General features: G+C 67.0%; 27 protein-coding genes and 1 pseudogene. 19 read left to right on the top strand and 9 right to left on the bottom strand.

The features are described 5' to 3' along the window. Nucleotides 1-530 precede the first annotated feature (530 nt). Nucleotides 531-904 (bottom strand): annotated as a pseudogene (locus EYS42_RS07440) (transposase); the annotation flags it as partial. 162 nt (nt 905-1,066) lie between these two features. Further along, nucleotides 1,067-1,762 carry a TetR/AcrR family transcriptional regulator gene (locus EYS42_RS07435; RefSeq protein ID WP_130967272.1) on the bottom strand — a complete coding sequence of 232 codons (696 nt, stop codon included), beginning with the start codon at nt 1,760-1,762 and terminating at the stop codon, nt 1,067-1,069. Nucleotides 1,763-1,923: 161 nt separating this feature from the next. On the opposite strand from EYS42_RS07435, the gene EYS42_RS07430 reads away from it, so the two are divergent. The 5 genes from EYS42_RS07430 (at nt 1,924) to EYS42_RS07410 (ending at nt 7,416) form a co-directional block, all read left to right on the top strand. Continuing rightward, on the top strand, nt 1,924-3,063 hold the full coding sequence (locus EYS42_RS07430; RefSeq protein ID WP_130967271.1) for a VOC family protein: 1,140 nt from the start codon (nt 1,924-1,926) through the stop codon (nt 3,061-3,063). A gap of 41 nt (nt 3,064-3,104) precedes the next feature. Beyond that, on the top strand, nt 3,105-4,076 hold the full coding sequence (locus tag EYS42_RS07425; RefSeq protein WP_130967269.1) for a fumarylacetoacetate hydrolase family protein: 972 nt from the start codon (nt 3,105-3,107) through the stop codon (nt 4,074-4,076). 17 nt (nt 4,077-4,093) lie between these two features. Then, complete coding sequence (locus EYS42_RS07420; protein WP_165456666.1) at nt 4,094-5,122, top strand: alcohol dehydrogenase catalytic domain-containing protein; 1,029 nt, start codon at nt 4,094-4,096, stop codon at nt 5,120-5,122. Between the two features lie 17 nt (nt 5,123-5,139). Beyond that, nucleotides 5,140-6,723 carry a bifunctional 3-(3-hydroxy-phenyl)propionate/3-hydroxycinnamic acid hydroxylase gene (locus tag EYS42_RS07415; protein WP_130967265.1) on the top strand — a complete coding sequence of 528 codons (1,584 nt, stop codon included), beginning with the start codon at nt 5,140-5,142 and terminating at the stop codon, nt 6,721-6,723. 63 nt (nt 6,724-6,786) lie between these two features. Beyond that, nucleotides 6,787-7,416: a nucleoside/nucleotide kinase family protein gene (locus EYS42_RS07410; protein ID WP_130967263.1), complete on the top strand. Its 630-nt coding sequence runs from the start codon at nt 6,787-6,789 to the stop codon at nt 7,414-7,416. A gap of 15 nt (nt 7,417-7,431) precedes the next feature. Here EYS42_RS07410 and EYS42_RS07405 read toward each other — a convergent pair whose 3' ends face one another. Together EYS42_RS07405 and EYS42_RS07400 are read right to left on the bottom strand one after the other, a co-directional pair. Then, nucleotides 7,432-8,682 carry a GNAT family N-acetyltransferase gene (locus EYS42_RS07405; RefSeq protein ID WP_130967261.1) on the bottom strand — a complete coding sequence of 417 codons (1,251 nt, stop codon included), beginning with the start codon at nt 8,680-8,682 and terminating at the stop codon, nt 7,432-7,434. 108 nt (nt 8,683-8,790) lie between these two features. Beyond that, entirely contained in the window at nt 8,791-9,132 is a 342-nt protein-coding gene (locus tag EYS42_RS07400; RefSeq protein ID WP_130967250.1) for a DUF4148 domain-containing protein, read from the bottom strand. A 170-nt stretch (nt 9,133-9,302) separates the two neighbouring features. On the opposite strand from EYS42_RS07400, the gene EYS42_RS07395 reads away from it, so the two are divergent. Beyond that, nucleotides 9,303-10,238 (top strand): LysR family transcriptional regulator, encoded by a 936-nt coding sequence (locus EYS42_RS07395; RefSeq protein ID WP_130967248.1) that lies wholly within the window; start codon nt 9,303-9,305, stop codon nt 10,236-10,238. Between the two features lie 125 nt (nt 10,239-10,363). Here EYS42_RS07395 and EYS42_RS07390 read toward each other — a convergent pair whose 3' ends face one another. Both EYS42_RS07390 and EYS42_RS07385 read right to left on the bottom strand, forming a co-directional pair. Next, nucleotides 10,364-10,705, bottom strand: coding sequence for a DUF4148 domain-containing protein (locus tag EYS42_RS07390; protein ID WP_130967246.1), 342 nt, complete (start codon nt 10,703-10,705; stop codon nt 10,364-10,366). Nucleotides 10,706-10,838: 133 nt separating this feature from the next. Beyond that, complete coding sequence (locus EYS42_RS07385) at nt 10,839-11,651, bottom strand: ComF family protein (protein WP_130967244.1); 813 nt, start codon at nt 11,649-11,651, stop codon at nt 10,839-10,841. A gap of 116 nt (nt 11,652-11,767) precedes the next feature. Between EYS42_RS07385 and EYS42_RS07380 the strand changes: the two genes are divergently transcribed. The 8 genes from EYS42_RS07380 (at nt 11,768) to EYS42_RS07350 (ending at nt 18,485) form a co-directional block, all read left to right on the top strand. After that, complete coding sequence (locus tag EYS42_RS07380) at nt 11,768-12,724, top strand: biotin synthase (protein WP_245503542.1); 957 nt, start codon at nt 11,768-11,770, stop codon at nt 12,722-12,724. A gap of 257 nt (nt 12,725-12,981) precedes the next feature. Then, entirely contained in the window at nt 12,982-13,611 is a 630-nt protein-coding gene (locus tag EYS42_RS07375) for a DUF2244 domain-containing protein (RefSeq protein WP_130967242.1), read from the top strand. Between the two features lie 68 nt (nt 13,612-13,679). Next, nucleotides 13,680-14,804: a cytochrome c oxidase subunit II gene (gene coxB / locus EYS42_RS07370; RefSeq protein WP_245503555.1), complete on the top strand. Its 1,125-nt coding sequence runs from the start codon at nt 13,680-13,682 to the stop codon at nt 14,802-14,804. A gap of 30 nt (nt 14,805-14,834) precedes the next feature. Next, a complete protein-coding gene (gene ctaD / locus EYS42_RS07365; RefSeq protein ID WP_130967238.1) occupies nt 14,835-16,457 on the top strand; it encodes a cytochrome c oxidase subunit I in 1,623 nt (540 codons plus the stop codon). 39 nt (nt 16,458-16,496) lie between these two features. Beyond that, a complete protein-coding gene (locus EYS42_RS17040) occupies nt 16,497-16,652 on the top strand; it encodes a cytochrome oxidase small assembly protein (RefSeq protein ID WP_165456664.1) in 156 nt (51 codons plus the stop codon). A 3-nt stretch (nt 16,653-16,655) separates the two neighbouring features. After that, nucleotides 16,656-17,294, top strand: a complete 639-nt coding sequence (locus tag EYS42_RS07360) for a cytochrome c oxidase assembly protein (RefSeq protein WP_130967236.1) — start codon at nt 16,656-16,658, stop codon at nt 17,292-17,294. Further along, entirely contained in the window at nt 17,294-17,563 is a 270-nt protein-coding gene (locus tag EYS42_RS07355) for a DUF2970 domain-containing protein (RefSeq protein ID WP_130967408.1), read from the top strand. The genes EYS42_RS07360 and EYS42_RS07355 overlap by 1 nt, the downstream gene beginning before the upstream one ends. A 25-nt stretch (nt 17,564-17,588) precedes the next feature. Further along, nucleotides 17,589-18,485 carry a cytochrome c oxidase subunit 3 gene (locus EYS42_RS07350; protein WP_130967234.1) on the top strand — a complete coding sequence of 299 codons (897 nt, stop codon included), beginning with the start codon at nt 17,589-17,591 and terminating at the stop codon, nt 18,483-18,485. A gap of 29 nt (nt 18,486-18,514) precedes the next feature. Here EYS42_RS07350 and EYS42_RS07345 read toward each other — a convergent pair whose 3' ends face one another. Continuing rightward, nucleotides 18,515-18,736 carry a DUF2909 domain-containing protein gene (locus EYS42_RS07345; RefSeq protein WP_130967232.1) on the bottom strand — a complete coding sequence of 74 codons (222 nt, stop codon included), beginning with the start codon at nt 18,734-18,736 and terminating at the stop codon, nt 18,515-18,517. A gap of 69 nt (nt 18,737-18,805) precedes the next feature. On the opposite strand from EYS42_RS07345, the gene EYS42_RS07340 reads away from it, so the two are divergent. The 5 genes from EYS42_RS07340 to EYS42_RS07320 are packed head-to-tail and all read left to right on the top strand — an operon-like array spanning nt 18,806 to nt 23,124. Then, nucleotides 18,806-19,570, top strand: coding sequence for an SURF1 family protein (locus EYS42_RS07340; RefSeq protein WP_130967230.1), 765 nt, complete (start codon nt 18,806-18,808; stop codon nt 19,568-19,570). 44 nt (nt 19,571-19,614) lie between these two features. Continuing rightward, entirely contained in the window at nt 19,615-20,274 is a 660-nt protein-coding gene (locus EYS42_RS07335) for an SCO family protein (RefSeq protein ID WP_130967228.1), read from the top strand. After that, nucleotides 20,271-21,482 (top strand): COX15/CtaA family protein, encoded by a 1,212-nt coding sequence (locus EYS42_RS07330; RefSeq protein WP_130967226.1) that lies wholly within the window; start codon nt 20,271-20,273, stop codon nt 21,480-21,482. Before EYS42_RS07335 ends, EYS42_RS07330 begins: the two co-directional genes overlap by 4 nt. A gap of 1 nt (nt 21,483) precedes the next feature. After that, entirely contained in the window at nt 21,484-22,449 is a 966-nt protein-coding gene (gene cyoE / locus EYS42_RS07325) for a heme o synthase (RefSeq protein ID WP_130967225.1), read from the top strand. 54 nt (nt 22,450-22,503) lie between these two features. Further along, on the top strand, nt 22,504-23,124 hold the full coding sequence (locus EYS42_RS07320) for an SCO family protein (RefSeq protein ID WP_130967406.1): 621 nt from the start codon (nt 22,504-22,506) through the stop codon (nt 23,122-23,124). 70 nt (nt 23,125-23,194) lie between these two features. On the opposite strand, the gene EYS42_RS07315 is transcribed toward EYS42_RS07320, so the two are convergent. Continuing rightward, the gene (locus EYS42_RS07315; protein WP_130967223.1) at nt 23,195-24,085 is read right to left on the bottom strand and encodes a D-hexose-6-phosphate mutarotase; all 891 of its coding nucleotides are present in this window, start codon (nt 24,083-24,085) and stop codon (nt 23,195-23,197) included. Beyond that, nucleotides 24,082-25,038: a DUF429 domain-containing protein gene (locus EYS42_RS07310; RefSeq protein WP_245503539.1), complete on the bottom strand. Its 957-nt coding sequence runs from the start codon at nt 25,036-25,038 to the stop codon at nt 24,082-24,084. The genes EYS42_RS07315 and EYS42_RS07310 overlap by 4 nt, the downstream gene beginning before the upstream one ends. Nucleotide 25,039: the final 1 nt, after the last annotated feature.

The following is a 25,039-nucleotide window of genomic DNA, read 5'->3' as shown; positions in this document are numbered from 1 at the left end:
TAGCAAAACACCCAAAGGAGCCGACCAGACAGTAGACTTATCCACATCCGAGCAGTCCGCTTCTTCGTCAACCTAGTGGCTCAGTTTTGGACGTGACGCCTGGCTCAGTTTTGCTCGTGATTCAACATGCTCCAGGCGGTTCGCGAAAGCGCGGGGCGGGTTGTGGTCGAACCGAAGGGCATTGCTCGGCTCGCACGTGCAAGTGTGCTGGGCACAACACTCCAGTAGCCCATGAACGAGTGACTCGCAGGCCCTGGTGAATCAGCGGAACTGGTCGCGGCATTGCAACGCCGTTAACCCAGGCTTTGGTCATTTGACCCACACACGTGAGATGCAGAATCTCTGCGACCCGCAGTGCCAAACCGAAAGATCACACCGATCGGTTGTCAAGCCCCAAGTCACGCCCACCGCTCCTGCTAGAAGCTGAAATGCGGCAGCAGCGCCTGGAGTACGGTCATATCCCCACCCGTGGCGCGCGAGCGCAGGACCAGACCCAGGGTTGCATCTAGTGGGCTGCTGCCGTTTCTGTGGTCCAGCACCACAGCGAAACACAACCAGCCTTGTGCAGTCCAGATGTAGGCCAAGTCGGCCACCCACTTGCGATGGGATGCCGCCGCAGTGAATTCCCGGTCCAGCACATTGCCAGCGATGACACTGCGCTCACCCTTGTCCTTCGGCAACCCGCGCCTGCGAGGTCTTGCTCGCAATGCCTGCGCTCGCATGAGACGCATCGATGCGATGCAGGCCGCCGTTTTTTCAGCAGATCAGGCTTCATCACGCCTTGACCAGGAAACGCATGCCGCGGTTTGACCTTGGCCTCTAGAACCCAGTTGCGCAGGACGTTCTCGTGAACATCCAGACCTTTGGCCGTTTGCGCCACGGACAAGCCACGCTCGATGACCAAGTTGACGGCCTCACGCTTGAACTCTCGTCTGAACGGCCTTCACGTTGCCACAAACCGGCAACAGCCAGGCCGATTGACTGCTTTCACACGGCGGGATCGCAGGTTCGCACCCTGCGCTGCCCACCCTGTCGAAAGCTTCTTCCGATGACGCCAAGATCGCGCTCACGCCGGATGGTGCCCCGTGCGCGTCCGGGCCAGCAGGCCCTGTTCGGGGAACTCCACGGTGGTGATGGGAGTGCTCACGAGCTTGCGTGCCTGGGCCTTGGTCATGCCCAGGCCCAGCAGCAAGTGGTATGTGACCTCTTCAGGGTAGTGGGCGGGCAGGCTGCTGGACAGCGGCGGGGGCAGGGTCATGGCCGTCACGGCGGCGTGCGCCGTGCCCAGCACCAGCACCAGGCCGACATGCACCGAGGCCAGTTGGAAGCGTCCACTGTCGATGGCCGCCTGAATGTCGCGCGGCAGGTAGGCCATGGCCAGGCTGTTGTTCGCCGCCATGGCCAGGCCCGAGCGCGCCACGAATTGGGCCAGCAGTGGATGCACCTGCATCGTGTGCAGCGCCATGCGAACGCCGGTGGCCAGGCGCTCGGCCGGGTCCTGGCACTCGATCACCACGGTTTCGACCAGTGTGAGGAGCTCATCTCCCAAGGCCTTGACCACCGCGCCCAGCAGATCTTCGTTCGTGCGGAAGTAGTTGTAGAACGTGCCGCGCGACACCTTGGCCATGGCGATCACGTCTTCGATCACCGCGGCGTCGGCACCCTTTTGCGCGAAGACATGCAGGGCGCTTTCGATCAGGCGCATGCGCATGCGTTCGCGCTTTTCAGCGGCAACTCGGGTGCGGTGGTCGGGGGCGGTCATTGCGGTCAGGTCACTCGGTCAAAGCTGAACTGTCGCATGGGCTGCGCGTCAGGGTTGAACCTGTTGATGATAATGACTTTTGTGTCAAAATGACATTAAAGTCATTATCGTGATGCGTGGCTGGGTGCTGATCACTCGGCAAGTGTCATCCCCTGTGTGCCATGACCTCGCCCCCTGTTCTTCGCACGGCGCCGGAGTATCCGGAGCACCTGAGGCCTGACTTCGTGCAGAAGGTGCAGCGTCCTCAGCCGCTGGCCAAGGCCTCTCAGCTGGCCTTTCTGATGTTCGACAAGCCTGATCTGGCGCGTGCCGAGCGCTTCTGGCAAGACTTCGGGCTGATCACGGTGTCGCGCACGCACGACCGTCTGGTCATGCGCGCCACCGGTTCTGCGCCGGCGGTGCTGGTGGCTCACCGCGCTCGCCGTTCGCGCTATGTCGGCGCGGCCTTTGTCGTGCCTGAGCATGTGCCGCTGGCTGATCTGGCGCGGCAGATCGGCGCGCAGCCTGTGCCGCCCGACGCGGTACCTGGGGGCGGTCGGGCTGTCAGCTTGCGGGACCCCGACGGCCATGCCGTGTGGCTGATTCAGGGGTGGGGGCAGCTGGACCCGCTGCCGGTGCGAGCACCACTCACTGGCCAGATGAACACGCTCACGCAGGTGTCACGCGTCAATGCCACGGTGCGCCCGCCCATCGAGCCGGCCAAGGTCGGGCGCCTGGGGCACGTGGTGCTGCAGACCACCGATTTCCAGACCATGGCCGACTGGTACATGCGCGTGCTGGGCCTGATCCCCACCGATGTCCAGTACCTGCCTGACGGCTCGCCATTGCTGACCTTCTTTCGCCTGGACCTGGGCTCAACGCCAGCCGATCACCACACCCTGGTCATTGCCGGAGGGCTGGAGCCCAGGTACGAGCACAGCGCCTGGGAGGTGGAGGATCTGGACGCGCTGGGCCAGGGCCAGCAGGTGCTCCGAGCCAATGGCCATCGGCACATGTGGGGCATCGGGCGCCATGTGCTGGGCAGTCAGCTGTTCGATTACTGGCATGACCCGGATGGGCTGGAGTTCGAGCATTACACCGACGGCGATGTCTTCACCGCCGACCACGAAACACGGTACGTGCCGTTCAGCCCGGCCAGCATCTGGGCCTGGGGGGGCGACGTGCCGCCCACCATGTTCCCGAAGAAGGGGCCAGCGCTCCTTTGGAAGGTTTTCAGGCTCTGGCGGTCTGGGCGTCTGAACCTTGGTCGCCTGATCCTGTCTGGCCAGGCGATCGACAGGCCCGCTCGCCCCTGGCTTTGATCGACAACCGTTCTCGACCTCAACCCTTCAGGAACCCTCCGATGGCCATTTCCGTCGTTCGCTTCCAGCCCAAGGCTGGCCTTCCGTCCACCCCGCCACAGTGGGGTGTCGTGTTCGACCGTCGCATCGCGGTGCTGGCCACGCAGGCCACCACCACCGGCGAGTTCGTCCGCCATGCGCTGGCAGAGGCACGTGCCGCCACCCGAGCGCAGGCCACATGGAGTCTCGACGAGGTGAAGCTGCTCTCGCCGGTCACCACCAACCAGCAGTTCATCTGCCAGGGCGTGAACTACGCCAGCCATGTGCGCGAGTCGGGGCTGGACCCCAGGAACTTCCCGTTCAACACCATCTTCACCAAGGCCTCGTCGTGCATCACCGGTCCCACGGACGATGTGGTGCGTCCGCGGCATGTGCACTTGCTGGACTACGAAGTGGAGCTGGGCCTGGTGCTGTCACAGGACCTGACCCAGGCCCGCGACGTGCAGCCCGACCGTCTGCATGAAGTGCTGGCTGGCCTCACCATCGTCAACGATGTCTCGGCGCGTGACGTGCAGTTGCCGCAGGGGCAGTTCTACAAGGGCAAGAGCTACCGCACCTTCGGCCCTGTCGGCCCCAGCTTGCTGCTGCTGGAGCCTCACGAATGGGCACTGTGGCCGAGCCTGCGCATGCGCCTGAGCGTCAACGGCAGCGAGCGCCAGAACGACCTGTGTGGCTCGATGCTGTTCAAGCCCCATCAGACGCTGACCGAGCTGTCGGCGTTGCAGGATCTGAAGGCCGGTGACCTGATTGCCACGGGCACACCGGCAGGTTGCGCCGCCCGGGCGCCTGGCAAGCTGCCCATGTTCCTGGCCCGGCATTTCATCTCCGATGCCATGAAATGGAAGATCTTTGTGCGCAAGGGCATGAAAGATCCCTTGTTCCTTCAGCCCAATGACGTGATGGAGCTGAGCATCCGCACCGACGACGGGCGGCTCGACCTCGGGGTGCAGCGCAACAAGGTGGTGTCGGCATGACGGCGCCCAGGGTGCCCATGGCACTGACCTGCCGGGTATCGCCAGCGGCGACAGAGCTCAGCCTGCGCTGGCAGTCAGCCCCCGCGCGGCCTCTCGGGCATGACCAGGTGCGCGTGGCGGTGCAGGTCGCGTCCGTGAACCCCATCGATGTCAAGCGTGCCGCCGGGTATGGCCAGCGTGTGCTGTCCCTGATGGGCGCGGGCGGTGCCGAGCTGGTCCTGGGCAACGATTTCGCCGGGGTGGTCACCGAAGTCGGGTCCGGCGTGAAGCATCTGGCGCCTGGCGTGCGGGTGTGGGGGCTGGTGCCCACCGGGGCCCAGGGCTCGCACCGCAGCGAGGTTTGCGTGTCGACGCGTTGGGTGCGCCCCTTGCCCGATGGGGTGCCCATGGCGTCGGCCGCCGTGTTGCCCTACACCTTCACCACGCTGTGGCGAGCGCTGGCGGCTGTCGGCCTGGATGCGCAGACCGCGGGTGCATGCCGGGTGCTGATCAACGGAGCCGGTGGTGCCTTGGGGCAGCTGGCCATTCAGGTGCTGAGCCGCTGGGGCGCATCGGTCACAGCGGTCTGCGGCCCCCGCTCTCTGGAGCGCAGCGTGGCCCTGGGTGCTGCACAGGTGGTCGACCGGCACGCCACGGCACTGTCGGCTGTGCCCTCGGCCTTTGACGCCACGCTGAACTTTGGTCTGTGGGCCGACGATGCCGAGGTCATGGCGCGTTTGCACGCGTCGGCACGGGGGCATGCCACCACGGTGCACCCCTTGCTGGCCGAGATCGATGCACACGGCTGGATGGCCGGCGGGCTGAGCTGCTGGCGCGCCTGGCAAGGCGGGCGCCGCCGTTTGCAAGGCATCGCGCCACCTGCGCGCCAGGCCTGGACGGTGTTCAGGCCCGATGAGGGGGCGATGGACGCCTTGCAGGCCAGCCTGCTCTCGCGGCCCCTCGTGCTGGACGTGGCGCATCGCGCGCCATTCGGGCAGGCCGACAGCGCTTTTGTGCACGTGGGCCAGGGACGCTCCACCCGTGCGGTGCTGGTGGCTCACCTCTGACCGACAAGGACCCTTCCATGCGTTTGCCAAAACAGACTGATGTGCTGCTGGTGGGGCTCGGCCCTGTGGGCGCGGCCCTGGCCAATCTCCTTGGCCAGCAGGGCGTGCAGGTGCTGGTGATCGACAAAGCGACCGAGATCTTCGCCGCGCCCCGCGCCATTGCGCTCGACAACGAAGCCTTGCGCGTGTTGCAGATGTGCGGTCTGCAGGAGGGCGACATCGACACCGTGGCCATCCCCGAGGTGCGGATGCATTCGCCGCACTTCGGCTTCTACAGCCGGGCCAACACCGCCGGCTCGATCGACGGGCATCCCAAGCTGGTGACCTTCTACCAGCCTCAGCTCGAGCAGGTGTTGCGTGACCGTCTGGCAGCCCACCCGTCGGTGGAGGTGGCCCTGGGCGTGACCTTGCTGGGCTTCGAGCAACACCCGCAGGGCGTCAGGGCCCGGGTGTGTGACACCGATGGGCTCCAGCATGAGGTGCAGGCGCAGTTCATCGTGGGTGCAGACGGGGCCAACTCGCTGGTGCGCAACCTGCTGGGGCTCGACTTCAAGGGCAAGACCTATGCCGAAGACTGGTTGGTGGTGGACGCCCGGCAGGTGCCTCAACCCATCGACCACGTGGAGTTCATCTGTGACCCGCGGCGCCCCACACCCCACATGGTGGCCCCTGGCAATCGGCAGCGCTGGGAGTTCAAGCTCCAGCCTGGCGAGACGCGGCAGCAGATGGAGCAGCCGGAGATGGTCAAGGGTTTGCTGGCGCCCTGGTCGCAAGGGCAGGACATCGACATCGAGCGGGTGGCCGTGTACCGGTTCCATGCGCGGGTGGCCGACACCTTCCAGGTGGATCGTGCCTTCCTGGTGGGGGATGCTGCACACATCACACCGCCCTTTGTGGGGCAAGGGTTGGTGGCGGGCCTGCGCGATGTCGCCAACCTGGGCTGGAAGCTGGCCTGGGTCGTTCAGGGGCGGGCCACACCGGCTTTGCTGGAGAGCTACAGTCGCGAGCGACAGCCGCATGTGCGGGAGATGATCCAGCTGGCGCAATGGATGGGTCGCCTGGTGATGCCCGGCAGCGTCGTGCAGGCCTGGCTCACACATGGGGTGATGAAGGTGATGTCGTCGATCCCGCGCGTCAAGGACCTCTTCGAGAACCTCGAGATCAAGCCCGCCAACCGGTTCAAGCGAGGCTGCTTCATGCCGGGCAAGGCCTGTGCGGGGCTGACCCGCGGCGGGGCCTTGCCCCAAGGCTGGGTGAGGTCACCCATGGGGCGCGTGCCCATGCTCAGTGACGACGCCCTGGGACAAGGGCTGCTGCTGGTGGGCTTTGGCGTCGATCCATCGGCCACCCTGCCGTCTGCGCTTCGACAGCGCTGGCTCAGTGCCGGCGGGCGCTTTGTGCGCATTGCCCCGCGTGGCAATCCCGCCCAGGCCACCACCGTCTCGACCTGGGAAGACCTCGACAATTCGTTTGGTTCCCCTCGGGTGCCTGCGGGCTGGGTGGCCGTTGTCAGACCCGATCGGGTCGTCATGGCCGACGGTCCGGTGGACGGCGCATCACGCATGGCGCAGCAAAGTCTGACCCTGCTGCATGCGGCCTGACGACGGACCGCCCCCGGTGCGTGTCCCGGGTCTTCTCGGACATTTCCGGCCTATGCTGGCGCCATGACTTCTCCATCCCTGATCGCCACAGCCCACCTCGATCGCGTCCGGGCCCTGATGGCACGTGGTCCGCGGGTCATCCTCGGGCTGGTGGGCGGCCCTGGCAGTGGCAAGTCCACGCTGGCGGCTGCGCTGCACGCTGCGTTTCCCGACGACTCGGTGGTGGTGCCCATGGACGGCTACCACCTGGCCAATTCAGAGCTGGCCCGGCTGGGCCGCGCCAGCCGCAAGGGCGCGCCCGACACCTTCGACAGCGCCGGGTATGTGGCCCTGCTGCGCCGCCTGCGCGAGCCCCGTGCCGGCGACGTGGTCCATGCGCCGGAGTACCGGCGCGAGATCGAAGAAGGCATTGCGGGCGCCATCGCGGTGCCGGCCGAGACCCGGTTGGTCATCACCGAAGGCAATTACCTGCTGTTGCCCACGGGGCCTTGGGCCGACGTGGCGGCTTGTCTGGACGAGGCCTGGTATGTCGAGGTCGATCCAGATTTGCGCCGCGAGCGTCTGGTGCGCCGGCACATGCAGTTCGGCCGTTCGCACGCAGAGGCCGTGGCCTGGGTGGCCTCCACCGACGAGCCCAATGCCCAGCTGATCGACCTCCACAAGGGGCGTGCGCAGCACACCTTCCGGTGGTGAGGGGGCGCGTGTCCTTCAGCCCTTGAAGGGGCTGCGGTCGGTCAGCTCATCGACATAGGCGGCCACGCCTTCGCGCTCGCGTGCCAGGAAGTCGTCCACCGCAGAGGCAAAACGCGGGTCGGCCAGCCAGTGCGCCGACCAGGTGTCCACCGGCGAAAAACCGCGCGCCATCTTGTGCTCGCCCTGAGCGCCGCCTTCAAAGCGGTCGATGCCGTGTTCGATGCACCACTGCAGCGGGGCGTAGTAGCACAGCTCGAAGTGCAGGCAGGGCACCTCCTCCACGCATCCCCAGTGACGGCCCCACACCGTGCGGCGTGGCAGGTCGCACACCAGCAGGGCACTGGCCACGGGGCGGCCTTGGCGGCTGGCCGTGAACATCAGCCAGTGCTCGGGCATGGTGTGGGCCACCTCGCGGAAGAAGGCGCGGTTCAGGTAGGGCCGCTGCCCACGCACATGGTAGGTGTTGGCATAGCAGGTGAAAAAGAAATCCCAGTCGGCCTCGGTGATCTCGTGGCCCTGGAGAGCCTGCACTGTCACGCCGGCTTCTCGCACCTTGCGTCGCTCCTGCTGGATCTTCTTGCGCTTGTCGCGCTGCAGGCTGCCCAGAAAGGCTTCCATGTCGGGCCAGCGCGCAGCGGGCTGCTGCCAGTGGAACTGCACATTGCGTCGCAGCATCCAGCCGCTGGCATGGGCTTCAGCCTGTGTGGCCCACGCGCGTTCCTCGTCATCGAGGAACAGCACATGTGCCGACGACCAGCCCTCCTGCAGGGTCAGTTGCCGCAAGCCATGCAGCAAGGCCTGCCGCGCGCCTGGGTGCTCGCCCAGCAAGCGGCTGCCCGGCACCGGTGAAAACGGGCTGGCCACCACCAGCTTGGGGTAGTAGGCCAGGCCGTGCCGTTCGTAGGCCTGTGCCCAGGCCCAGTCGAACACGAACTCACCGTGACTGTGGCTTTTCAGCCAGGCCACGCAGGCGGCTTGCGGCGGTGCTGGCGTGGTGGTGTGTGCCTGTGGGGGCAAGGCGGCGTGAGCGGTCAGCACCAGGGGTTGCCAGCCGGTGTCCGGGGTCGCGCAGCCATGGCGCTCCAGCGCGCTCAGCCAGGCGTGGTGCATGAACGGCGTGGGCTGAGGGCTGCGCAGCCACAGGCTTTGCCAGGTGGAGGCACTCACCGACTGCAGGCTGTCGTGCACCTGCAGGTGCCAGGTGGGTTCGCCGTGCGCTGTGTCGCGCGGCGCATGCGCTGACGCTGAATGGCCGAAGGGTTCCATGCCCGCATTGTGTGCGGCAGGAACCCTTCGGTGTGGGGCATGTGTGCATGCCCCAGTGCACGTTGTGGGCAGCCCGGCCCGGGGGGGGGGCGGAGCTGCGTGGCTGGCTCAGCGCTTACCGGCGAACTGGCGTTGCTGTTCGGCGCGTTGCAGCAAGGCGGCGCTGCGCTGGTTCAGCAGGTCCATTTCGAAGTCGCCGATGGCGGTGTGCTGCACGGCGGCGGGGGCGGTGGCCACCGGGGCGACCTTGACCTGGCGTGGGTAAGCCGAGGGGTTGACTTCGTTGGGCTTCTTGCCGGTTTCGTAGTCGATGAGGTCGCCGTTGCGTTGGGCGTCGCGCAGTTCGGCCTTGACCTGTTCGCGGGTCAGGCCGTTGTCGGCGTGGGCGGCGCCAGCGAAGGCGAAGGCGGCGGCAGAGAAGGTCAGGGCGATGATGCGGTGGGCGGTCATGGTGGGCTCCAGTTCGATGCGGGTTGAAACAAGGGGGTGCTGTGTTTCGCTGCCGGGGGTCTCCGGTGCGGCATCGGCATCTCCATGGGCTCTACTTTATTGATGACAGATTGGTTGAAAAATGCCATTTCAGTCCTTGACTTGTTGACTGATTTATCAAGAATTGAGGCATGGACCGACTCGCTGCCATGCGCACCTTCACCCTGGTCGTGGACCAGGGCTCTTTCGCGGCCGCTGCACGCCAGCTGGATGTGGACCAGGCCCTGGTCACACGGCAGGTGGCTGCGCTGGAGAAGCACCTGGGCACCCGCCTGCTCGAACGCACCACGCGCTCGATGCGCCTGACCGAGGCCGGTGAGCTCTACCTGGGCCGCTGCCGCGACATCCTGCAGAACCTGGAGGAGGCCGAGGCGCAGGTCAGCCAGGCCCATGTGGCCATGGAGGGGCGCATCCGCATGGCGGTGCCCACCCTGTTTGGCAAGACCGCCGTGGCCTGTCAGGTGGTGAACATGCGCAAGCAGCATCCCCGCTTGATGATCGACATGGCCATGCTGGACCGCGCCATCGACCCGGTGGCCGAGGGCTTCGACGTGGTCATTGCCGATGCCTCCTTGCCCGTCTCGCCCACGGCCATTTCCCGGCCGGTGCTGCAGGTGCCCCTGTGGCTGTGTGCTGCGCCAGGGGTGGTGGTGCCTCAGCACCCCCATGAACTGCGCCATGCGCCCGTCATCACGCAATGGGCGGTGGGCGAGCACGGGCAACCCGTGGAGCGCTGGCGTCTCACGCACGAGCGCACCGGCGAGGCCCACGACATCGAGGTGTCACCTGTGGTGCGGGCCAACAACCATGCGCTCAGCCTGGAAACGGTGGCCCGTGGGGTGGGGGTGGGGCGGTTCACGCCACGCATCGCCAGCGAAGAAATCGAGCGGGGCACCCTGCAGCGTGTGTTGCCGGACTGGCGTGCCGGCACGCTGGCCTTCAACCTGATCTACCCCAGCCGACGGCTGCTGCCGCAGCGGGTGCGGGCCGTGATCGATGCCATCGTGGCGCAGTTCGACGGGCTGGCGCCACAGCCGGCGGCAGGTGCAGCGCAAGACCTGGGTTGACGCCTGGCCGACGCCGCATCGGTGCATGCCAGCACAACACCCCGCGAGGCACAGGCCTGCGGGGGTGAGAACGCGAGTGAGCAAGGTGGGCGGCCCTGCCAGAGGGGCAGGGCTGCCTGGCTGGCTCAGCGCTTGCCGGCGAACTGGCGTTGCTGTTCGGTGCGTTGCAGCAGGGCGGCGCTGCGCTGGTTCAGCAGGTCCATTTCGAAGTCACCGATGGCGGTGTGCTGCACAGCGGAGGGGGCGGTGGCCACCGGGGCGACCTTGACCTGGCGTGGGTAAGCCGAGGGGTTGACTTCGTTGGGCTTCTTGCCGGTTTCGTAGTCGATGAGGTCGCCGTTGCGTTGGGCGTCGCGCAGTTCGGCCTTGACCTGTTCGCGGGTCAGGCCGTTGTCGGCGTGGGCAGCGCCAGCGAAGGCGATGGCGGCGGCAGAGAAGGTCAGGGCGATGATGCGGTGGGCGGTCATGGTGGGCTCCAGTTCGATGCGGGTTGAAACAAGGGGGTGCTGTGTTTCGCTGCCGGGGGTCTCCGGTGCGGCATCGGCATCTCCATGGGCTCCACTTTATTGATGACCAATTGATTGATAAATGGGTTTCAAGTCAAGCATTCATTGCTGATTTGTCAATGATTGCACGGTGCGGCGCGGGTGTGCGGGCCACCGCCCACACGGACACTTCCCGCGCGCCGGCCTCCCACAGGGCGCGGGCAGCGGCATTGGCCGTGGCGCCGGTGGTGAGCACGTCATCGACCAGGGCCACATGGCGCCCATGCACCTGCCGCGCCATGGTGGGCGGCACCGCAAAAGCGCGGGCGATGGCGGCGGCACGGGCATCTGCATCCAGGTGCATCAAGCGTTCGGTGTGCTGTGTGCGCACCAGTGCCTCGGGGCATGTGGCCAGACCCAGCCGTTCACTCAGGTGCTGAGCCAGCAGGGCCGATTGGTTGTAGCCGCGCTCGCGCCAGCGTGGGGCCGACAAAGGCACGGGCACCAGCAGGGTTGGTGCGCCGGGTCGCCACCGATGTGACAGCGCTGTGCGGGCACCCGCGCGCGCGCCAACCGGGGTGCCTGAGTCTGCATGCCAGCGTTGGCGAACGGTGTGGGCCAGCAGGCCGGCCAGACCGTCGGCCAGGGCGGTGTCCTGGCGGAACTTCAGGGCCGACACCAGGCTGGACCAGGGCTCGGCATAGTCCAGGGCCACCAGGGCATGGTCGAACATCGGGGGCAGGTCTTCGCAGGGGCTGCATCGCCCTGAGGCCTCATGCTCGGCCTCGGTGATGGGCAGCGCACAGCGCACACAGCGGTGCTGTACCGATTGGGCGGTGTCGCGGCAGCCCAGGCACAACCACCGGGGTTGCCAGCGATGGCACACGCGGCACAGGGTGGGCAAGGAGGGCAGGGCACGCAAGCGCATGAACTCAATATACTCAGCGGCCTTTGCCGCGACATCGCTCCCGAGAGGGTGGCGTGATCCCCCTTTCTGCCGTGGTGCCCTTGATCGCCATCGGGGCGCACCTTCGCTGTTTTCGCATGCCTTCAGACACCGCCAACCCCAGCCTGCCCACCGCCTTGCCCGCTGTCGCGCCCCATCCGGCATCGGTCGACCGGCAGTTGCGCCGCCTGGCCACGCTGCCCGAGGCGCCGTGGCTGCACGCCGAGGTGGGGCGGCGTCTGGCCGAGAAGCTCCAGGCGATTCGCATCGAGCCCACGCACTGGGTCGATTGGTCGGCCTGGCTGGGCGCGGCGCAGGGCGAGGTGCAGTCACGCTACCCGCAGGCTCGCCGCTGGGTGTACGAGCCCTTGCCCGACATGGCCGAGCGCAGTCGCCAGCAGTGGCAGGCCGCTCATGCCGCGCCGTGGTGGAAGCCCTGGCACAAGGCGCAGGCCCCGGTGTTCTCGCAGTGGCCGGTGCCTGATGCCGCCTGGCCTGCCGAAGGGGCCGGCTTGCTGTGGGCCAACATGACCCTGCATGGCGCCCTCGACCTGCCGGGCTTGTTCAAGGCCTGGCACCGCATGCTGGGCGTGGGCGGCTTCGTGATGTGCAGCGGCCTGGGCCCTGACACCGGGCGTGAGTTGCGTGCGCTGTACCAGGCCATGGGATGGGGCTTGCCCACCATCGACTTCATCGACATGCATGACCTGGGCGACGCCATGGCCAAGGCCGGGTTTGCCGACCCGGTGATGGACATGGAGCACCTGACCCTGACCTGGCCCGATGCCGAGACCCTGCTGGCCGAGTGCCGCACCTGGGGCGGCAATGTGGCGGCGGGCCGCCATGCCGGGTGGCGCACGCCCCGCTGGCGCGCCCGCATGTTGCAGGCGCTCCACGAGCACCTGCGTCGCCCCGACGGCCGCCTGGGCCTGACGCTGGAGGTGGTCTATGGCCACGCCATCAAGCCCGAGCCCCGCGCGGCCGTGGCCGCCGAAACGCGCGTGTCCATGGACGACATGCGCCGCATGGTCCGCAAAGCGCCTCCGCGCCCCTGACACGGCTCGCGCCGCTTGTCCAGCAGGTGTGACGCTTGATGCATTCCGGCATCAAGCGCGGGTAAACCCATGCCTGTCCAGCCCTTCTGTGTCTTGAGGTAAAGCAAGACGGTGCCTAGAATCCCCCTTAAGTAGAGGTGTTGTGCAGGCCGCCGTTGGCGGTGTGCAACAAGCTTCTTGTTTGGCGTTGTTGTTTCTCGGGCGGGTGTCGGCTGAGTTCACAAGACAAGCCGGTGGAGCCGCTGCGAGACGGAGTGATGGCATTCATGCCTGCCGCCTTGTCGCACGGAACGTTGTTGTCAGCCTCGGGTGTTCGCCCGGCAAACGGCTCCCGGCCCTCGCCATGGGAAGGTCCGGCCGCTGCATCCCTGCCTTCGAACACGTCGGATGGTCAACCAGCCGCTCACCCAGCGCCCCGCTGGGTGCTGCGCCGCAACTGTTCGCTCACCCCGCGCCAGTTCATGGGCGCCGCCCTGGGCGCCATGGCGCTCAGTCTGGGCATTGGCGTGGGGCTGTTCCTGGCCGGCGCCACCTTCATCCTGCCTTTTTCTCTGGTCGAGGTGCTGGCCCTGGCAGCCGCTTTGTGGCTGCACGCGCGCCATGCCACCGACCGCGAAATCATTGCCGTGGTGGGCGACCGCCTGGTGGTCGAAACCCACGACGGCCCCCGTCAGCGCACCACCGAGTTGCCGCTGCACTGGCTTCGCATCGAGCCCCGGTCACACCAACGCGCCCTGGTGGTGCTGTCGGCGCTGGGGTGTTCCGTTGAAGTGGGGCGGCACGTGGCGCCCGCCTGGCGCCAGGTGCTGGCCCAGGAACTCCGTCAGGTGCTGCAGTCCCACCGACAGCCCCTGGCTCCGACATCCGCACGAGAGACGAGACCATGACAACACCAGCCCCGTCGATCCCCACCCGACCTGAGTCCCTGACCTTCGAGCGTTTGCGGCAGGCCGGCATGGCCCTGGCCGCCAGTGCACTGACCACCGCCGCCTGGGCTGTCAATGACCTGCCCGGCGGGCCCGCAGTCCGTCAGTTCGACCTGCCGCAGCCTGCCACGCGCATTGCCGCCGCCCAGCAGGACCTGCACGTGATGATGCTCTGGATCTGCGGCGTCATCTTCGTGGCCGTGTTCGGCGTGATGTTCTACTCCATCTACGCCCATCGCAAGTCGAAGGGGGCCAAGCCGGCCGACTTCCATGAGTCGACCACGGTCGAAATCGTCTGGACCATCATCCCGTTCCTGATCGTGATCGGCATGGCCCTGCCAGCCACCAAGGTCGTGGTGGCTCAGAAAGACACCACCAACGCCGACATCACGGTCAAGGCCACGGGTTACCAGTGGAAGTGGGGCTACGACTACCTCAAGGGCCCGGGCGAAGGCATCCAGTTCGTGTCCACGCTCGATGCGTCCCAACGCGCCTTGTCTGACGCAGGCAAGCCCCAGGGTGACAACTACCTGCTCAAGGTCGACGAACCCCTGGTGGTGCCGGTGGGCAAGAAGATCCGTGTGATCACCACGGCCAACGACGTGATCCACTCCTTCATGGTGCCGGCCTTCGGCATCAAGCAGGACGCCATCCCGGGCTTCGTGCGCGACACCTGGTTCAAGGCCGAAAAGACGGGCGATTTCTACGGCCAGTGCGCCGAGCTGTGCGGCAAGGAACACGCCTACATGCCCATCCACGTGCGCGTGTTGTCTGAAGAAGACTATGCCAAATGGGCCGAGGCCAAGCTCAAGGCCCAGCTGGCCAAGGCGGATGACCCCAACAAGGTGTGGGCGCAGGCCGATTTGATCGCCCGCGGCGAAAAGGTCTATGCCGCCAACTGCGCCGCCTGCCACCTGCCCAACGGCAAGGGCGGTGGGGCCATCAAGGCCATCGACGGTTCGGCGCTGGTGCTCGACGCTGACAAGGGCAAGCAGATCAACGTGCTGCTCAACGGGCAGAACAACATCATGCCGGCCTGGCGCCAGCTGTCGGACACCGAGATCGCGGCCGTGATCACCTTCACCAAAAACAGCTGGTCGAACAAGACCGGCCAGACCGTGCAACCGGCCGAAGTGCTGGCCGCCCGCAAGTGATGCCCCCTGTGATTCAGAAAGGAAACTGACATGACTGCTGTTCTGGACCACGGTGGACACGCCCACGGGCACGACCACGCACACGATCACCCGCACGGCTGGCGGCGCTGGCTGTTCGCCACCAACCACAAGGACATCGGTACGCTGTACCTGCTGTTCTCCTTCACCATGCTGCTGATCGGCGGGGTGCTGGCACTCGGCATCCGGGCCGAACTGTTCAAGCCGGGCCTGCAACTGGTGAACCCCGAGCTGTTCAACCAGCTCACCACCATGCACGGCATCATCATGGTGTTCGGGGCCATCATGCCGGCCTTTGTGGGCATGGCCAACTGGATGCTGCCGCTGCAGATCGGGGCCTCCGACATGGCCTTCGCGCGCATGAACAACTTCAGCTTCTGGCTGATGATTCCGGCGTCCATCATCATCGTGGCCTCGTTCTTCATGCCCGGTGGTGCACCGGCCGCCGGCTGGACGCTGTACGCGCCGCTGACCCTGCAGATGGGCCCGTCGATGGACGCCGCCATCTTCGCCATGCACATCATGGGTGCCAGCTCGATCATGGGCTCCATCAACATCGTGGTGACCATCCTGAACATGCGCGCACCGGGCATGACCCTGATGAAGATGCCCATGTTCGCCTGGACCTGGCTGATCACGGCCTACCTGCTGATCGCCGTGATGCCCGTGCTGGCCGGCGCCATCACCATGACCCTGACCGACCGCCATTTCGGCACCAGCTTCTTCAACCCGGCCGGTGGGGGTGACCCGGTCATGTACCAGCACATCTTCTGGTTCTTCGGGCACCCCGAGGTCTACATCATGATCCTGCCGGCCTTCGGCATCGTCAGCCAGATCGTGCCGGCCTTTGCGCGCAAGAAGCTGTTCGGCTACCACTCCATGGTGTACGCGACGGCCTCGATCGCCATCCTCAGCTTCATCGTGTGGGCCCACCACATGTTCGCCACCGGCATGCCGGTGACCGGTCAGCTGTTCTTCATGTACGCCACGATGCTGATCTCGGTGCCCACCGGGGTGAAGGTGTTCAACTGGATCGCCACCATGTGGCGAGGCTCCATGACCTTCGAGGTGCCGATGCTGTGGTCGGTGGGCTTCATCTTCGTGTTCACCATGGGGGGCTTCACGGGCCTGATCTGCTCGGTGGCGCCGATTGACACCCAGATCCAGGACACCTACTACGTGGTGGCCCACTTCCATTACGTGCTGGTGGCCGGCTCGCTGTATGCGCTGTATGCCGGCTTCTACTACTGGGCCCCCAAGTGGACGGGCGTGATGATCCCCGAATGGAAGGGCAAGGTGCACTTCTGGCTCTCGCTGATCACCTTCAACGTCACCTTCTTCCCCATGCACTTCCTGGGCCTGGCCGGCATGCCGCGTCGCTATGCCGACTACCCCATGCAGTTCGCCGATTTCAACGCGATTGCGTCGGTGGGCGCCTTTGGCTTCGGCCTCATGCAGGTGTACTTCCTGTTCGTGGTGCTGATCCCGGCCATGATGGGCAAGGGTGAGCCCGCCCCGCAACGCCCCTGGGAAGGCGCCGAGGGCCTGGAGTGGGAAGTGCCTTCGCCGGCGCCCTTCCACACCTTCGAAGAGCCGCCCAAGCTCAATGCCGATGCCACCCGCGTGGTCGGTTGAGCCCCGCGCCTTGTTTGTGCCGTTTGCCCAGGAGTCTCCATGAGTGCCCCCGCCAGTCCTTCGGTCAGCCCGCAATCCCCCAGCACGCCGGACATGCGACAGCGCAATGTGCGCCTGGGCCTGATCCTGGCTTCCGTGGCCGGGGTGTTCTTCCTGGGCTTCATTGCCCGCATCGCCTTGCTGAGCGGGGCCTGAGCCATGCCTCAACCACGCGCTGGCGGCCTGCACCGTGACCTGCTGTTCAAGCTGGTGGTGGTCACGGCCGTGATGTTCGGTTTCGGCTACGCCATGGTGCCGCTGTACCGCGCCATCTGCGAGTCCTTGGGCATCAATGTGCTGTCGCTGGCCGAGAAGCAGGTGCCCGGCATGTCGTCGAAGGCGGTGCCCAACACCCAGGTTGACACTTCGCGGCTGGTCACCATCGAGTTCGACGCCAACGCCCGCGGCCCCTGGGCCTTCAAGCCTGAGAAGCGGTACGTGGAAGTGCACCCGGGGCAGCTGGCTTCCGTGGTCTACGAGTTCACCAACCCGCAGCAGCGGGCCATGAGCGCGCAGGCCATCCCCAGCTACGCACCCAAGCAGGCCACGGCCCACTTCAACAAGCTCGAGTGCTTCTGTTTCCAGCAGCACGCGCTCCAGCCTGGTGAAAGCAAGCGCTGGCCCGTCACCTTCGTGGTCGACCCGAAGCTGCCCAAAGACGTCAAGACCATCACCCTGTCGTACACCTTCTTCGAAGTGGGCAGCGGGGTGCCTGCCGCACCGTCGGGCCAGCTGGGCGCGAACGCGACGGGTGCGGTCCAGGGGGTGCGCACCGATGTGGCCGGAGGGGGCGCATGATGGCCTTGCCCTCTGATCCCCCGGGCCACCGCGACGATTCGGCGGCTGCCTTGCGCGAGGCCGTGCAGCGCAAGGGCTCGTTCCTGGCGTCGATGAAGGCTGTGGCCTGGTCGTTCTTCGGGGTGCGCAAGGGGCGGGACCATGCCGACGACCTCGCCAGGCTCAACCCTTTGCATGTGGTGGTGGCTGGTTTGCTGGCCGCAGCCCTGTTTGTCGGTGTGCTGATCGCCGTGGTGCGCTGGGTCATTGCCAGCGGCGTCACGCTCTGAGTCGCGAATTCACAAGGAGAGACGGATGTCCGCAACGATTCCCTCACACAGTGCCGCCGGGAAGGTCCCGTACTACTTCGTGCCCGGCCCGTCTCGGCACCCGCTGATGGCCGCCATCGGCCTGTTCTTCGTCGTGCTGGGCGCAGGGCAGTGGGTCAACGGTTCGGGGTGGGCGCCCTACTGCCTGGCCTTCGGCCTGCTGTGGTGGGCCGTGGTGCTCAAGCAATGGTTCGCCGAGGCCATTCACGAGAGTGAGAGCGGGCTGTACAGCGACCGCATCGACATCTCGTTCCGCTGGAGCATGGCCTGGTTCATCTTCTCTGAGGTGATGTTCTTCGGGGCCTTCTTCGGGGCCTTGTATTGGGCGCGGGTTCACTCGGTGCCTGAACTGGGCAACCTGGAGCACCAGCTGCTGTGGCCCGATTTCAAGGGCTTGTGGCCCTCGTCACACCCTGGGGCCACAGGTGCCCCTGCGGGCCACGTGGAAGCTTTCTCCACCATGGGGCCCTGGCCGCTGCCCACCATCAACACGGCCTTGTTGCTGACCTCCGGTGTCACGCTCACCATTGCGCACCATGCGCTGCGTGAGGGCAAGCGGGGCATGACCATTGCCTTCATGTGGCTCACCGTGCTGCTGGGCTTCGTGTTCCTGCTCTGCCAGGGCTACGAGTACTACCACGCTTACACCGACCTGAACCTCAAGCTCACCTCGGGCGTGTATGGCTCCACCTTCTTCATGCTGACTGGCTTCCATGGCTTCCACGTGTTCGTGGGCGCCCTGATGCTGCTGTTCATCACGCTGCGCCTGCAGAAGGGGCACTTCACGCCAGAGCGCCACTTCGGCTTCGAAGGCGCTGCCTGGTACTGGCACTTTGTGGACGTGGTCTGGCTGGGCCTGTACGTGATCGTCTACTGGATGTGAGGAGCGCATTGCCGCTTGTGGTCAGCGGCTCAGCGGCTCACCGGCAGGCCGGTGGGCTGCACCCACCCCATGTGATAGCTCAGCCAGATGAACAGGAACAGGGCGATCGACAGGGCCACGCGCAGCGCCAGTGCACGCACCATGCGGTTGGTCTTGGGCTGGCCATCTCGCCCGTCTTTCAGCATGGCACGCCCGGCCAGAGCCAGTGCACCCACGATGCCCAGCAGGGCCAGAGCGATCAGGAATTTCATGCGACCCGATGATACGGGCTGCGCCCCGGCACTCCAAGCCCGACAGACCCACGACAAACCGAGGGTGTCATGGCCAGGCTGAACCAGGTGGTGGTGTGGGCGGCCACGGCCGTGGGCATGGCCGTGACCGCTTCGCTGGGTGTGTGGCAATTGCAGCGTGCCGACACCAAGCAAGCTTTGCACGAGGCCATGCTGGCCCGTGGCGCTCAGGCACCCTGGCCGGCCGATCGGCTGCCTTGTGAGGCCTCGGCCTGGCAGGCGGCCGAACAGCACCGCGTGCTGTTGCAGGGGCGCTGGTTGCATGAGCACACCCTCTACCTGGACAACCGCCCGATGCAGGGCCGGGCGGGCTTTGTGGTGCTCACGCCCTTGCAGCTGGCCCACAGCCCGGGCTGCACGGCGTCGGTGGTGCTGGTGCAACGGGGCTGGGTGCCCCGGGACCCACGCGACCGATTGCGCTTGCCCGATGTGCCCCAGCCCGAGGGCGATGTGACGCTGCTGGCCCGCATCACCTGGGCCCCTTCCAGGTTGATGAGCCTGGGGGGGCATGGCGCCGAAACCGAGCAGGGGCTCATCCGCCAGAACGTTGACCCTGAGGCCCTGGCCCGGGAATGGGGCCTGCGCTTGCGCCCTGGCAGCTTGCAGCAACTGGACGAGGGCGTGAATTCCGCCGATGGCCTGTTGCGCCATTGGTGGCAACCCTCTGCAGACGTCGGCAAGCATCAGGCCTATGCTGCACAGTGGTTCGGCATGGCTGCAGCCTTGCTGGGCCTGTGTGTGTGGTCCCAGTGGATCCGGCCCAAGGGTCGGGCCCTGTCTGCAGCAAAGACATGATGACGCAGCCCACTTCTCGCAGTGCATCGACATCTGTCGATCGGATGGTTCGCCTGAGTGTGCACAGCCTGCCCGATCCGGCCGGCCCGCCCGCTGATGCCGCCCGCACCCGCCAGGGGCGCTGGAAGATGTTGCTGGTGCTGCTGGTCTGCGCGGCCCCAGTGCTGGCTTCGTACTTCATGTATTACGTGGTGCGGCCCGATGGGCGCACCAACCATGGCACCCTGATCCAGCCCAGCAGGGCCATGCCATCGGCGCAGGCCCTGCCCTTGCGCGACCTGACCGGCCAGGCGGTCGACCCTGCCACCCTCAAGGGCCAGTGGCTGCTGGTCACCGTGGCCGGTGGCGCTTGCGACGCCGCCTGCGAAAACAAGCTGTACCTGCAGCGTCAGTTGCGTGAATCCCTGGGCAAAGACAAAGACCGCCTCGACCGCGTGTGGCTGATCGACGATGGCCAGCCGATGCGCGCCAACTTGCAGTCGGCCATGCAAGGCGCCACCGTGCTGCAGGTGCCCCGCAGTGCCCTGGCGGCCTGGTTGCAACCCGAGGCCGACCAGACCTTGCAGGCCCACTGGTACCTGGTCGATCCGATGGGTCAGTGGATGATGCGTTTCCCTGCCCAGGCTGAACCGCGCAAGGTGCTCAAGGACCTGACCAGGCTGATGCGTGCCTCGTCGAGCTGGGACGAAGCGGGGCGCCCATGAGTGCCGAGCTGGCCAGCACCCTGGTGAGCGAAGCGCCTGTGGCGCTTGTGAACTGGCGACCTGCGCTGTCGGTGGCGCTGGTGGGGGCCCTGATCGCCCTGGGGCCCCTGGCCCTGGTGTGGCGCCAGCAGCGTGCACGCGGCGCAGCCCACTGGGCCCGGGCCCTCACCCTGGCCACCCTGGTGCTCACACTGGACCTGGTGGTGTTCGGCGCCTTCACCCGCCTCAGTGATTCGGGACTTGGCTGCCCCGACTGGCCAGGTTGCTACGGCAGCACCAGCCCGGTGGGTGCCCATGCCGCCATTGCCCAGGAGGTGGCCGAATCGCCGCATGGGCCCGTCACGCACCGCAAGGCCTGGATCGAAATGATCCACCGCTATCTGGCCACTGGTGTGGGAGCCCTCATCACCTTGCTGATGGGCCTGGCCTGGTGGCAGCGCGGCAGGGCCGATGTCTCCGGGGCCTTGTCGCCATGGTGGGCCACCGCCACCTTCGTGTGGGTGTGCGTGCAGGGCCTGTTCGGTGCGCTCACGGTCACGCTCAAGCTTTACCCGCTGGTGGTGACGGGGCACCTGCTTGGTGGTTTGCTGGGCGTGGCCTTGCTCACGGCCCAGGTGCGCGCGCTCAGTGGTGCGGCAGGCCAGGGCGCCTGGCACGAACCCGTGCCGGCCCCTTTGCGCCGCGCAGCGCTCGTGGTGTGCGGGCTGTGGTTCGCTCAGGCGGCCTTGGGCGGCTGGGTCAGCACCAACGGTGCGGTCCTGGCCTGTGAAGACTTTCCCACCTGCCACGGCCAGTGGTGGCCCGCGGCCGACTGGCGCACGGCGCTCACCTTGCTGCGCCCGCTGGGCAGCGACGGGCAGGGCGGCGCCATCACCCTGCAGGCGCTCACGGCCATCCACCTCATGCACCGTTTGGGCGCGGTGGTGGCCACGCTGGCGGTGCTGGTGCTGGCCTGGCGCTGCTGGGTGCAGGGCCTCCCCGCCTGTCGCCGCGATGCCCGCTGCTTGCTGGCCCTGCTGGCCTGGCAGGTGCTGTCGGGCCTGAGCAATGTGGTGCTGGACTGGCCCTTGCTTGCCGCACTGGCGCACACCACAGGCGCTGCCCTGATGGTGGCGTTCCTCACGCGCATGGCGGTGCAGCCTTCGGGGCTGGCCACCGCACCCCGCGAGGCCCTGGCCCCGCTGTCCCTGACCCCGAAAGGAGCTTGACATGGCTGCCACCCCCTCTGCTTCGGTACAGGCCCCGGCCCATTCATCGGCTCAGGCATCCGCGTCGGCATCGGCCCTGGCGAAGCCCTCGCCGCTGTCGCTGTGGCGGCAGTTTTACGTGCTGACCAAGCCCCGCGTGGTGCAGCTCATCGTGTTCTGCGCCGTGATCGGCATGCTGCTGGCGGTGCCGGGTGTGCCCACGGCCGACCAGTGCCTGGTGGCGCTGGCCGCTTGCGCGGGCATCTGGCTGGTGGCCGGTGCGGCCGCAGCGTTCAACTGCCTGATCGAGCAGCAGATCGACGCGCGCATGAAGCGCACGGCCTGGCGCCCCACGGCCCGCGGGGAGCTCAGCCGCACCCAGTCGCTGGTGTTTGCCGCGGTGCTCTGCGCCATGGGCTCGGCCCTGCTGTTCCTGTTCGTCAACCCGCTCACGCTGTGGCTCACCTTGGCCACCTTCGTGGGCTATGCGATCGTCTACACCGTCATCCTCAAGCCGCTCACGCCGCAGAATATCGTGATCGGCGGCGCTTCGGGTGCCATGCCGCCTGTGCTGGGCTGGGCCGCCATGCGCGGCGAGGTGGGCCCCGAGGCCCTGATGCTGTGCCTGATCATCTTCCTCTGGACCCCACCGCACTTCTGGGCCCTGGCCCTGTACCGGGTCGACGACTACGCCAAGGCGGGTTTGCCCATGCTGCCGGTCACGCATGGCAACGCCTTCACGCGGCTGCAGGTGCTGCTGTACACCGTGCTGCTGCTGCCCGGCACCTTGCTGCCCTACGTCTACGGCATGAGCGGTCGCATCTACCTGGCCTGCGCGCTGGTGCTGGGCGTGTGGTTCGTGGTCTATGCTTGGCGGCTGTGGCGGCAGTACAGCGATGCGCTGGCCCGCCAGACCTTCCGTTTTTCCATCGTCCACCTGATGCTGCTGTTCGCTGCCTTGCTGGTCGATCATTACCTGTGGTTGTGACCCATGCCTGCTGACCGCCGAGCCCTTGTTGCCTGTACCCGCCGAGACTGGCTGATGCGTGGCGCCCAAGGGGGGCTGGCGGTGCTGGGCCTGGCCGCGTTGGCCGGGCTGTCGGGTTGCGACGGTGCCAGCTGGAACCCGCTCAAGCCCAATGGCCCGCGTTTCAACAGCGTCGACATCACGGGGGCCGATTACGGTGCGGCCTTGAAGCTGCCTGACAGCCAGGGCCGCGTGCGCACGCTGGCCGATTTCAAGGGGCAGGTGGTGGTGGTGTTCTTCGGCTACACCCAGTGCCCTGACGTGTGCCCGACCACCATGGCCGAGCTGGCCGAGATCAAGCGCAAGCTGGGCCCTGAGGGTACCCGGCTGCAGGCCATTTTCGTGAGCCTGGACCCCGAGCGCGACACCCCCGAGGTGCTCACGCAGTACGTGCAGGGCATGGACCCGAGCTTCGTGGCGCTGCGCGGCACCGTGGACCAGACCACCGCCGTGGCCAAGGCCTTCAAGGTGTTTTTCCAGAAGGTGCCCGGTGCCGATGGCCAGGGCTACACCCTGGACCACACCGCGGGCAGTTTCGTGTTCGACGGCCAGGGCCGTGCACGCCTGTTCACGCGCTACGGCATGGGCGTGGAGCCCTGGCTGGCCGACATCCGCACCCTGCTGGGTGGGGCCTGAGCCCGCACGGGGCACTCAACCGCGAACCACCCACGGCAGGGGCTCCGTGCGCCCTGGCCGGTTCAATGCCTCAATCGGGCAGCACCAGGCTCTGGCGGCCGGTCCAGCTCTCGCCGGGTTGCAGCATGGGCGGGTTCACCACCTGGGCGGCTTCCACGCACAGCATTTCGCGCCAGCCTTCGGCGGGCATGTCCTTCAGGGCGGCGCACTTGTCTGGCCCGGGGTTCCACACCACCGCGTCTTCGAAGCCTTCGCTTTCCAGGGTGAGACGGCGGGGGCCATCGCGCAGCAGCAGCGAGCGCGGCACCTGGGCGTAGATGCGGTCCATCTCGCCAGCGAAGCGCTTTTCGGGGTGGTCCTCGATGTGCTCTCCACCGGTCACGGCGTCCTGGAAGTGGCAACCTTCCAGGCCTTGCAGGCGCACCTGCGTCAGCTCGCTCACGGCCAGGTAGGTGTGCAGCGCGGCCGAGAAGGGCCAGGGGGTGTCGCCCGTGTTGGTGGCGTGCAGTTCCAGATCGAGGCGATGCGGCGCCAGGCTCACGGTGAGTTCCAGCGCGAAGCCGTGGGGCCAGTAGGCGCGCGTGATGGGGTCGTCGCTCAGCAGCAGGGTGACCAGGGCGTGGTCACGGCCCACCTGCTGGCTGTCGAGGGTCCATGCGCGCTGGCGCGCCAGCCCGTGGCGGGGCAGCGAGGTGTCGGGGCCCTTGAGTTCGAATTGCGGGAAGATCACGGGCACCCCCCCGCGGATGGCTTGCCCGCTCTGCAGCGAGGCCAGGCCCGCCGCAGGCGACAGGTACAGCTGTTCGCCCCAGCCCGCGGCTTGCCAGGACAGCACATGGGCGCCATGCAGCAACACGGTGGCGCGGCTGCCATCGGGCAGGCCCAGGGTGAGGCCGGGTTGGCCTTCGAGGGTGACGGGTTCGACGAACGGTTGGGAATTCAGGACTTCAGCGGTGCTCATGCCGAGAGTATCCACCCTTCGACCGGGTCCACCGCCGGGGGCATGCCGCATCGGGCATCGCCTGCCTCTCGCTGCACATCGGCCCAACCGGCCTGCAACAGGCACAGCACCGCGTCCAGCCGGTCGCCTTTGGCGTCGCTGGCCAGGTGGTCGCGCTGCGCGGGGCTGAGTTTCAGGCGCAGGCCCAGGCGGGTGCGGCCCTGCTCCAGCGCGTCGATCAGGGTCAGGCGGGCCATCAGGCGGTCGGGGTCTTGCCGGGCCTTGTCGTCGCTTTTGTAACTGCGCTTGCCCAGCACCTCGGTGGCCAGCAGGCCCGGGTAGGCCTCAAAGCCCAGGCGCAGGACGGGCGCTGGCGTGGTGCGGGCCGCTGGCTCGCGCAAGCCCGGCAAGGCGACGTCAGCGGCCACCAGGCGGTGCAGGCCTTCGAAGTACATCTTGCCCACGGGCACGTAGCGGGTTTGCAGCGGGCTGGTGCTCTGTGTGCCAGGCAGGGCCACGTCGGCCGCGCGGTGCGGCAGCTTGTCGGGGCGCGTGCCGGCACCCCACTGCGTGCCCCAGCCGTCGATCAGGGCCTGAAAGCCCTGCCGGTCGGTGCAGTGGGCGTGCAGGGCCCGCACCAGCGCGTCGCAGGCCGGCTGCCCGGCCTTGGGTGCGGCCTCAGGCAGGCGGTGCGCCACCAGGGCGTCCACGAACATGCGGGGCAGGCCGAACGGGAAATCGAAGCCGCCCAGCCAGCCCTCTGCTGCACGTTCGTGCGTGGGGGCCACCAGGGCCTCGAAGGCATCGAGCGATGGCAGCGCGTCGAGGCGCTCCAGGCGCAGCACGGCCCCCCGGCGCTCACCCCAGGCCACGGTGATGGGCTTGCGGGCGTCGGGCGCGCACGAAAAGTCCACCCCCATCAGCCAGCGTGGTGCCTGCCCAGAAGCTTGGGCGCTCAAGGCCTGGGCGCTCACG

This window comes from Aquabacterium lacunae (genome assembly GCF_004310865.1).
GTDB lineage: Bacteria > Pseudomonadota > Gammaproteobacteria > Burkholderiales > Burkholderiaceae_C > Aquabacterium > Aquabacterium lacunae.
This window is presented reverse-complemented; position numbering and strand designations above follow the sequence as displayed.

Coding starts and splice junctions, on each gene's coding strand:
- ctaD (WP_130967238.1), top strand. CDS start 14,835: ATGACTGCTGTTCTGGACCACGGTGGACACGCCCACGGGCACGACCAC.
- EYS42_RS07340 (WP_130967230.1), top strand. CDS start 18,806: ATGGCCAGGCTGAACCAGGTGGTGGTGTGGGCGGCCACGGCCGTGGGC.
- EYS42_RS07375 (WP_130967242.1), top strand. CDS start 12,982: ATGGCATTCATGCCTGCCGCCTTGTCGCACGGAACGTTGTTGTCAGCC.
- EYS42_RS07315 (WP_130967223.1), bottom strand. CDS start 24,085: ATGAGCACCGCTGAAGTCCTGAATTCCCAACCGTTCGTCGAACCCGTC.
- EYS42_RS07380 (WP_245503542.1), top strand. CDS start 11,768: ATGCCTTCAGACACCGCCAACCCCAGCCTGCCCACCGCCTTGCCCGCT.
- EYS42_RS07390 (WP_130967246.1), bottom strand. CDS start 10,705: ATGACCGCCCACCGCATCATCGCCCTGACCTTCTCTGCCGCCGCCATC.
- EYS42_RS07430 (WP_130967271.1), top strand. CDS start 1,924: ATGACCTCGCCCCCTGTTCTTCGCACGGCGCCGGAGTATCCGGAGCAC.
- EYS42_RS07355 (WP_130967408.1), top strand. CDS start 17,294: ATGGCCTTGCCCTCTGATCCCCCGGGCCACCGCGACGATTCGGCGGCT.
- EYS42_RS07345 (WP_130967232.1), bottom strand. CDS start 18,736: ATGAAATTCCTGATCGCTCTGGCCCTGCTGGGCATCGTGGGTGCACTG.
- EYS42_RS07320 (WP_130967406.1), top strand. CDS start 22,504: ATGCGTGGCGCCCAAGGGGGGCTGGCGGTGCTGGGCCTGGCCGCGTTG.
- EYS42_RS07350 (WP_130967234.1), top strand. CDS start 17,589: ATGTCCGCAACGATTCCCTCACACAGTGCCGCCGGGAAGGTCCCGTAC.
- EYS42_RS07415 (WP_130967265.1), top strand. CDS start 5,140: ATGCGTTTGCCAAAACAGACTGATGTGCTGCTGGTGGGGCTCGGCCCT.
- coxB (WP_245503555.1), top strand. CDS start 13,680: ATGGCCCTGGCCGCCAGTGCACTGACCACCGCCGCCTGGGCTGTCAAT.
- EYS42_RS07400 (WP_130967250.1), bottom strand. CDS start 9,132: ATGACCGCCCACCGCATCATCGCCCTGACCTTCTCTGCCGCCGCCTTC.
- EYS42_RS17040 (WP_165456664.1), top strand. CDS start 16,497: ATGAGTGCCCCCGCCAGTCCTTCGGTCAGCCCGCAATCCCCCAGCACG.
- EYS42_RS07420 (WP_165456666.1), top strand. CDS start 4,094: ATGGCACTGACCTGCCGGGTATCGCCAGCGGCGACAGAGCTCAGCCTG.
- EYS42_RS07360 (WP_130967236.1), top strand. CDS start 16,656: ATGCCTCAACCACGCGCTGGCGGCCTGCACCGTGACCTGCTGTTCAAG.
- EYS42_RS07335 (WP_130967228.1), top strand. CDS start 19,615: ATGGTTCGCCTGAGTGTGCACAGCCTGCCCGATCCGGCCGGCCCGCCC.
- EYS42_RS07425 (WP_130967269.1), top strand. CDS start 3,105: ATGGCCATTTCCGTCGTTCGCTTCCAGCCCAAGGCTGGCCTTCCGTCC.
- EYS42_RS07395 (WP_130967248.1), top strand. CDS start 9,303: ATGGACCGACTCGCTGCCATGCGCACCTTCACCCTGGTCGTGGACCAG.
- cyoE (WP_130967225.1), top strand. CDS start 21,484: ATGGCTGCCACCCCCTCTGCTTCGGTACAGGCCCCGGCCCATTCATCG.
- EYS42_RS07385 (WP_130967244.1), bottom strand. CDS start 11,651: ATGCGCTTGCGTGCCCTGCCCTCCTTGCCCACCCTGTGCCGCGTGTGC.
- EYS42_RS07330 (WP_130967226.1), top strand. CDS start 20,271: ATGAGTGCCGAGCTGGCCAGCACCCTGGTGAGCGAAGCGCCTGTGGCG.
- EYS42_RS07410 (WP_130967263.1), top strand. CDS start 6,787: ATGACTTCTCCATCCCTGATCGCCACAGCCCACCTCGATCGCGTCCGG.
- EYS42_RS07435 (WP_130967272.1), bottom strand. CDS start 1,762: ATGACCGCCCCCGACCACCGCACCCGAGTTGCCGCTGAAAAGCGCGAA.
- EYS42_RS07405 (WP_130967261.1), bottom strand. CDS start 8,682: ATGGAACCCTTCGGCCATTCAGCGTCAGCGCATGCGCCGCGCGACACA.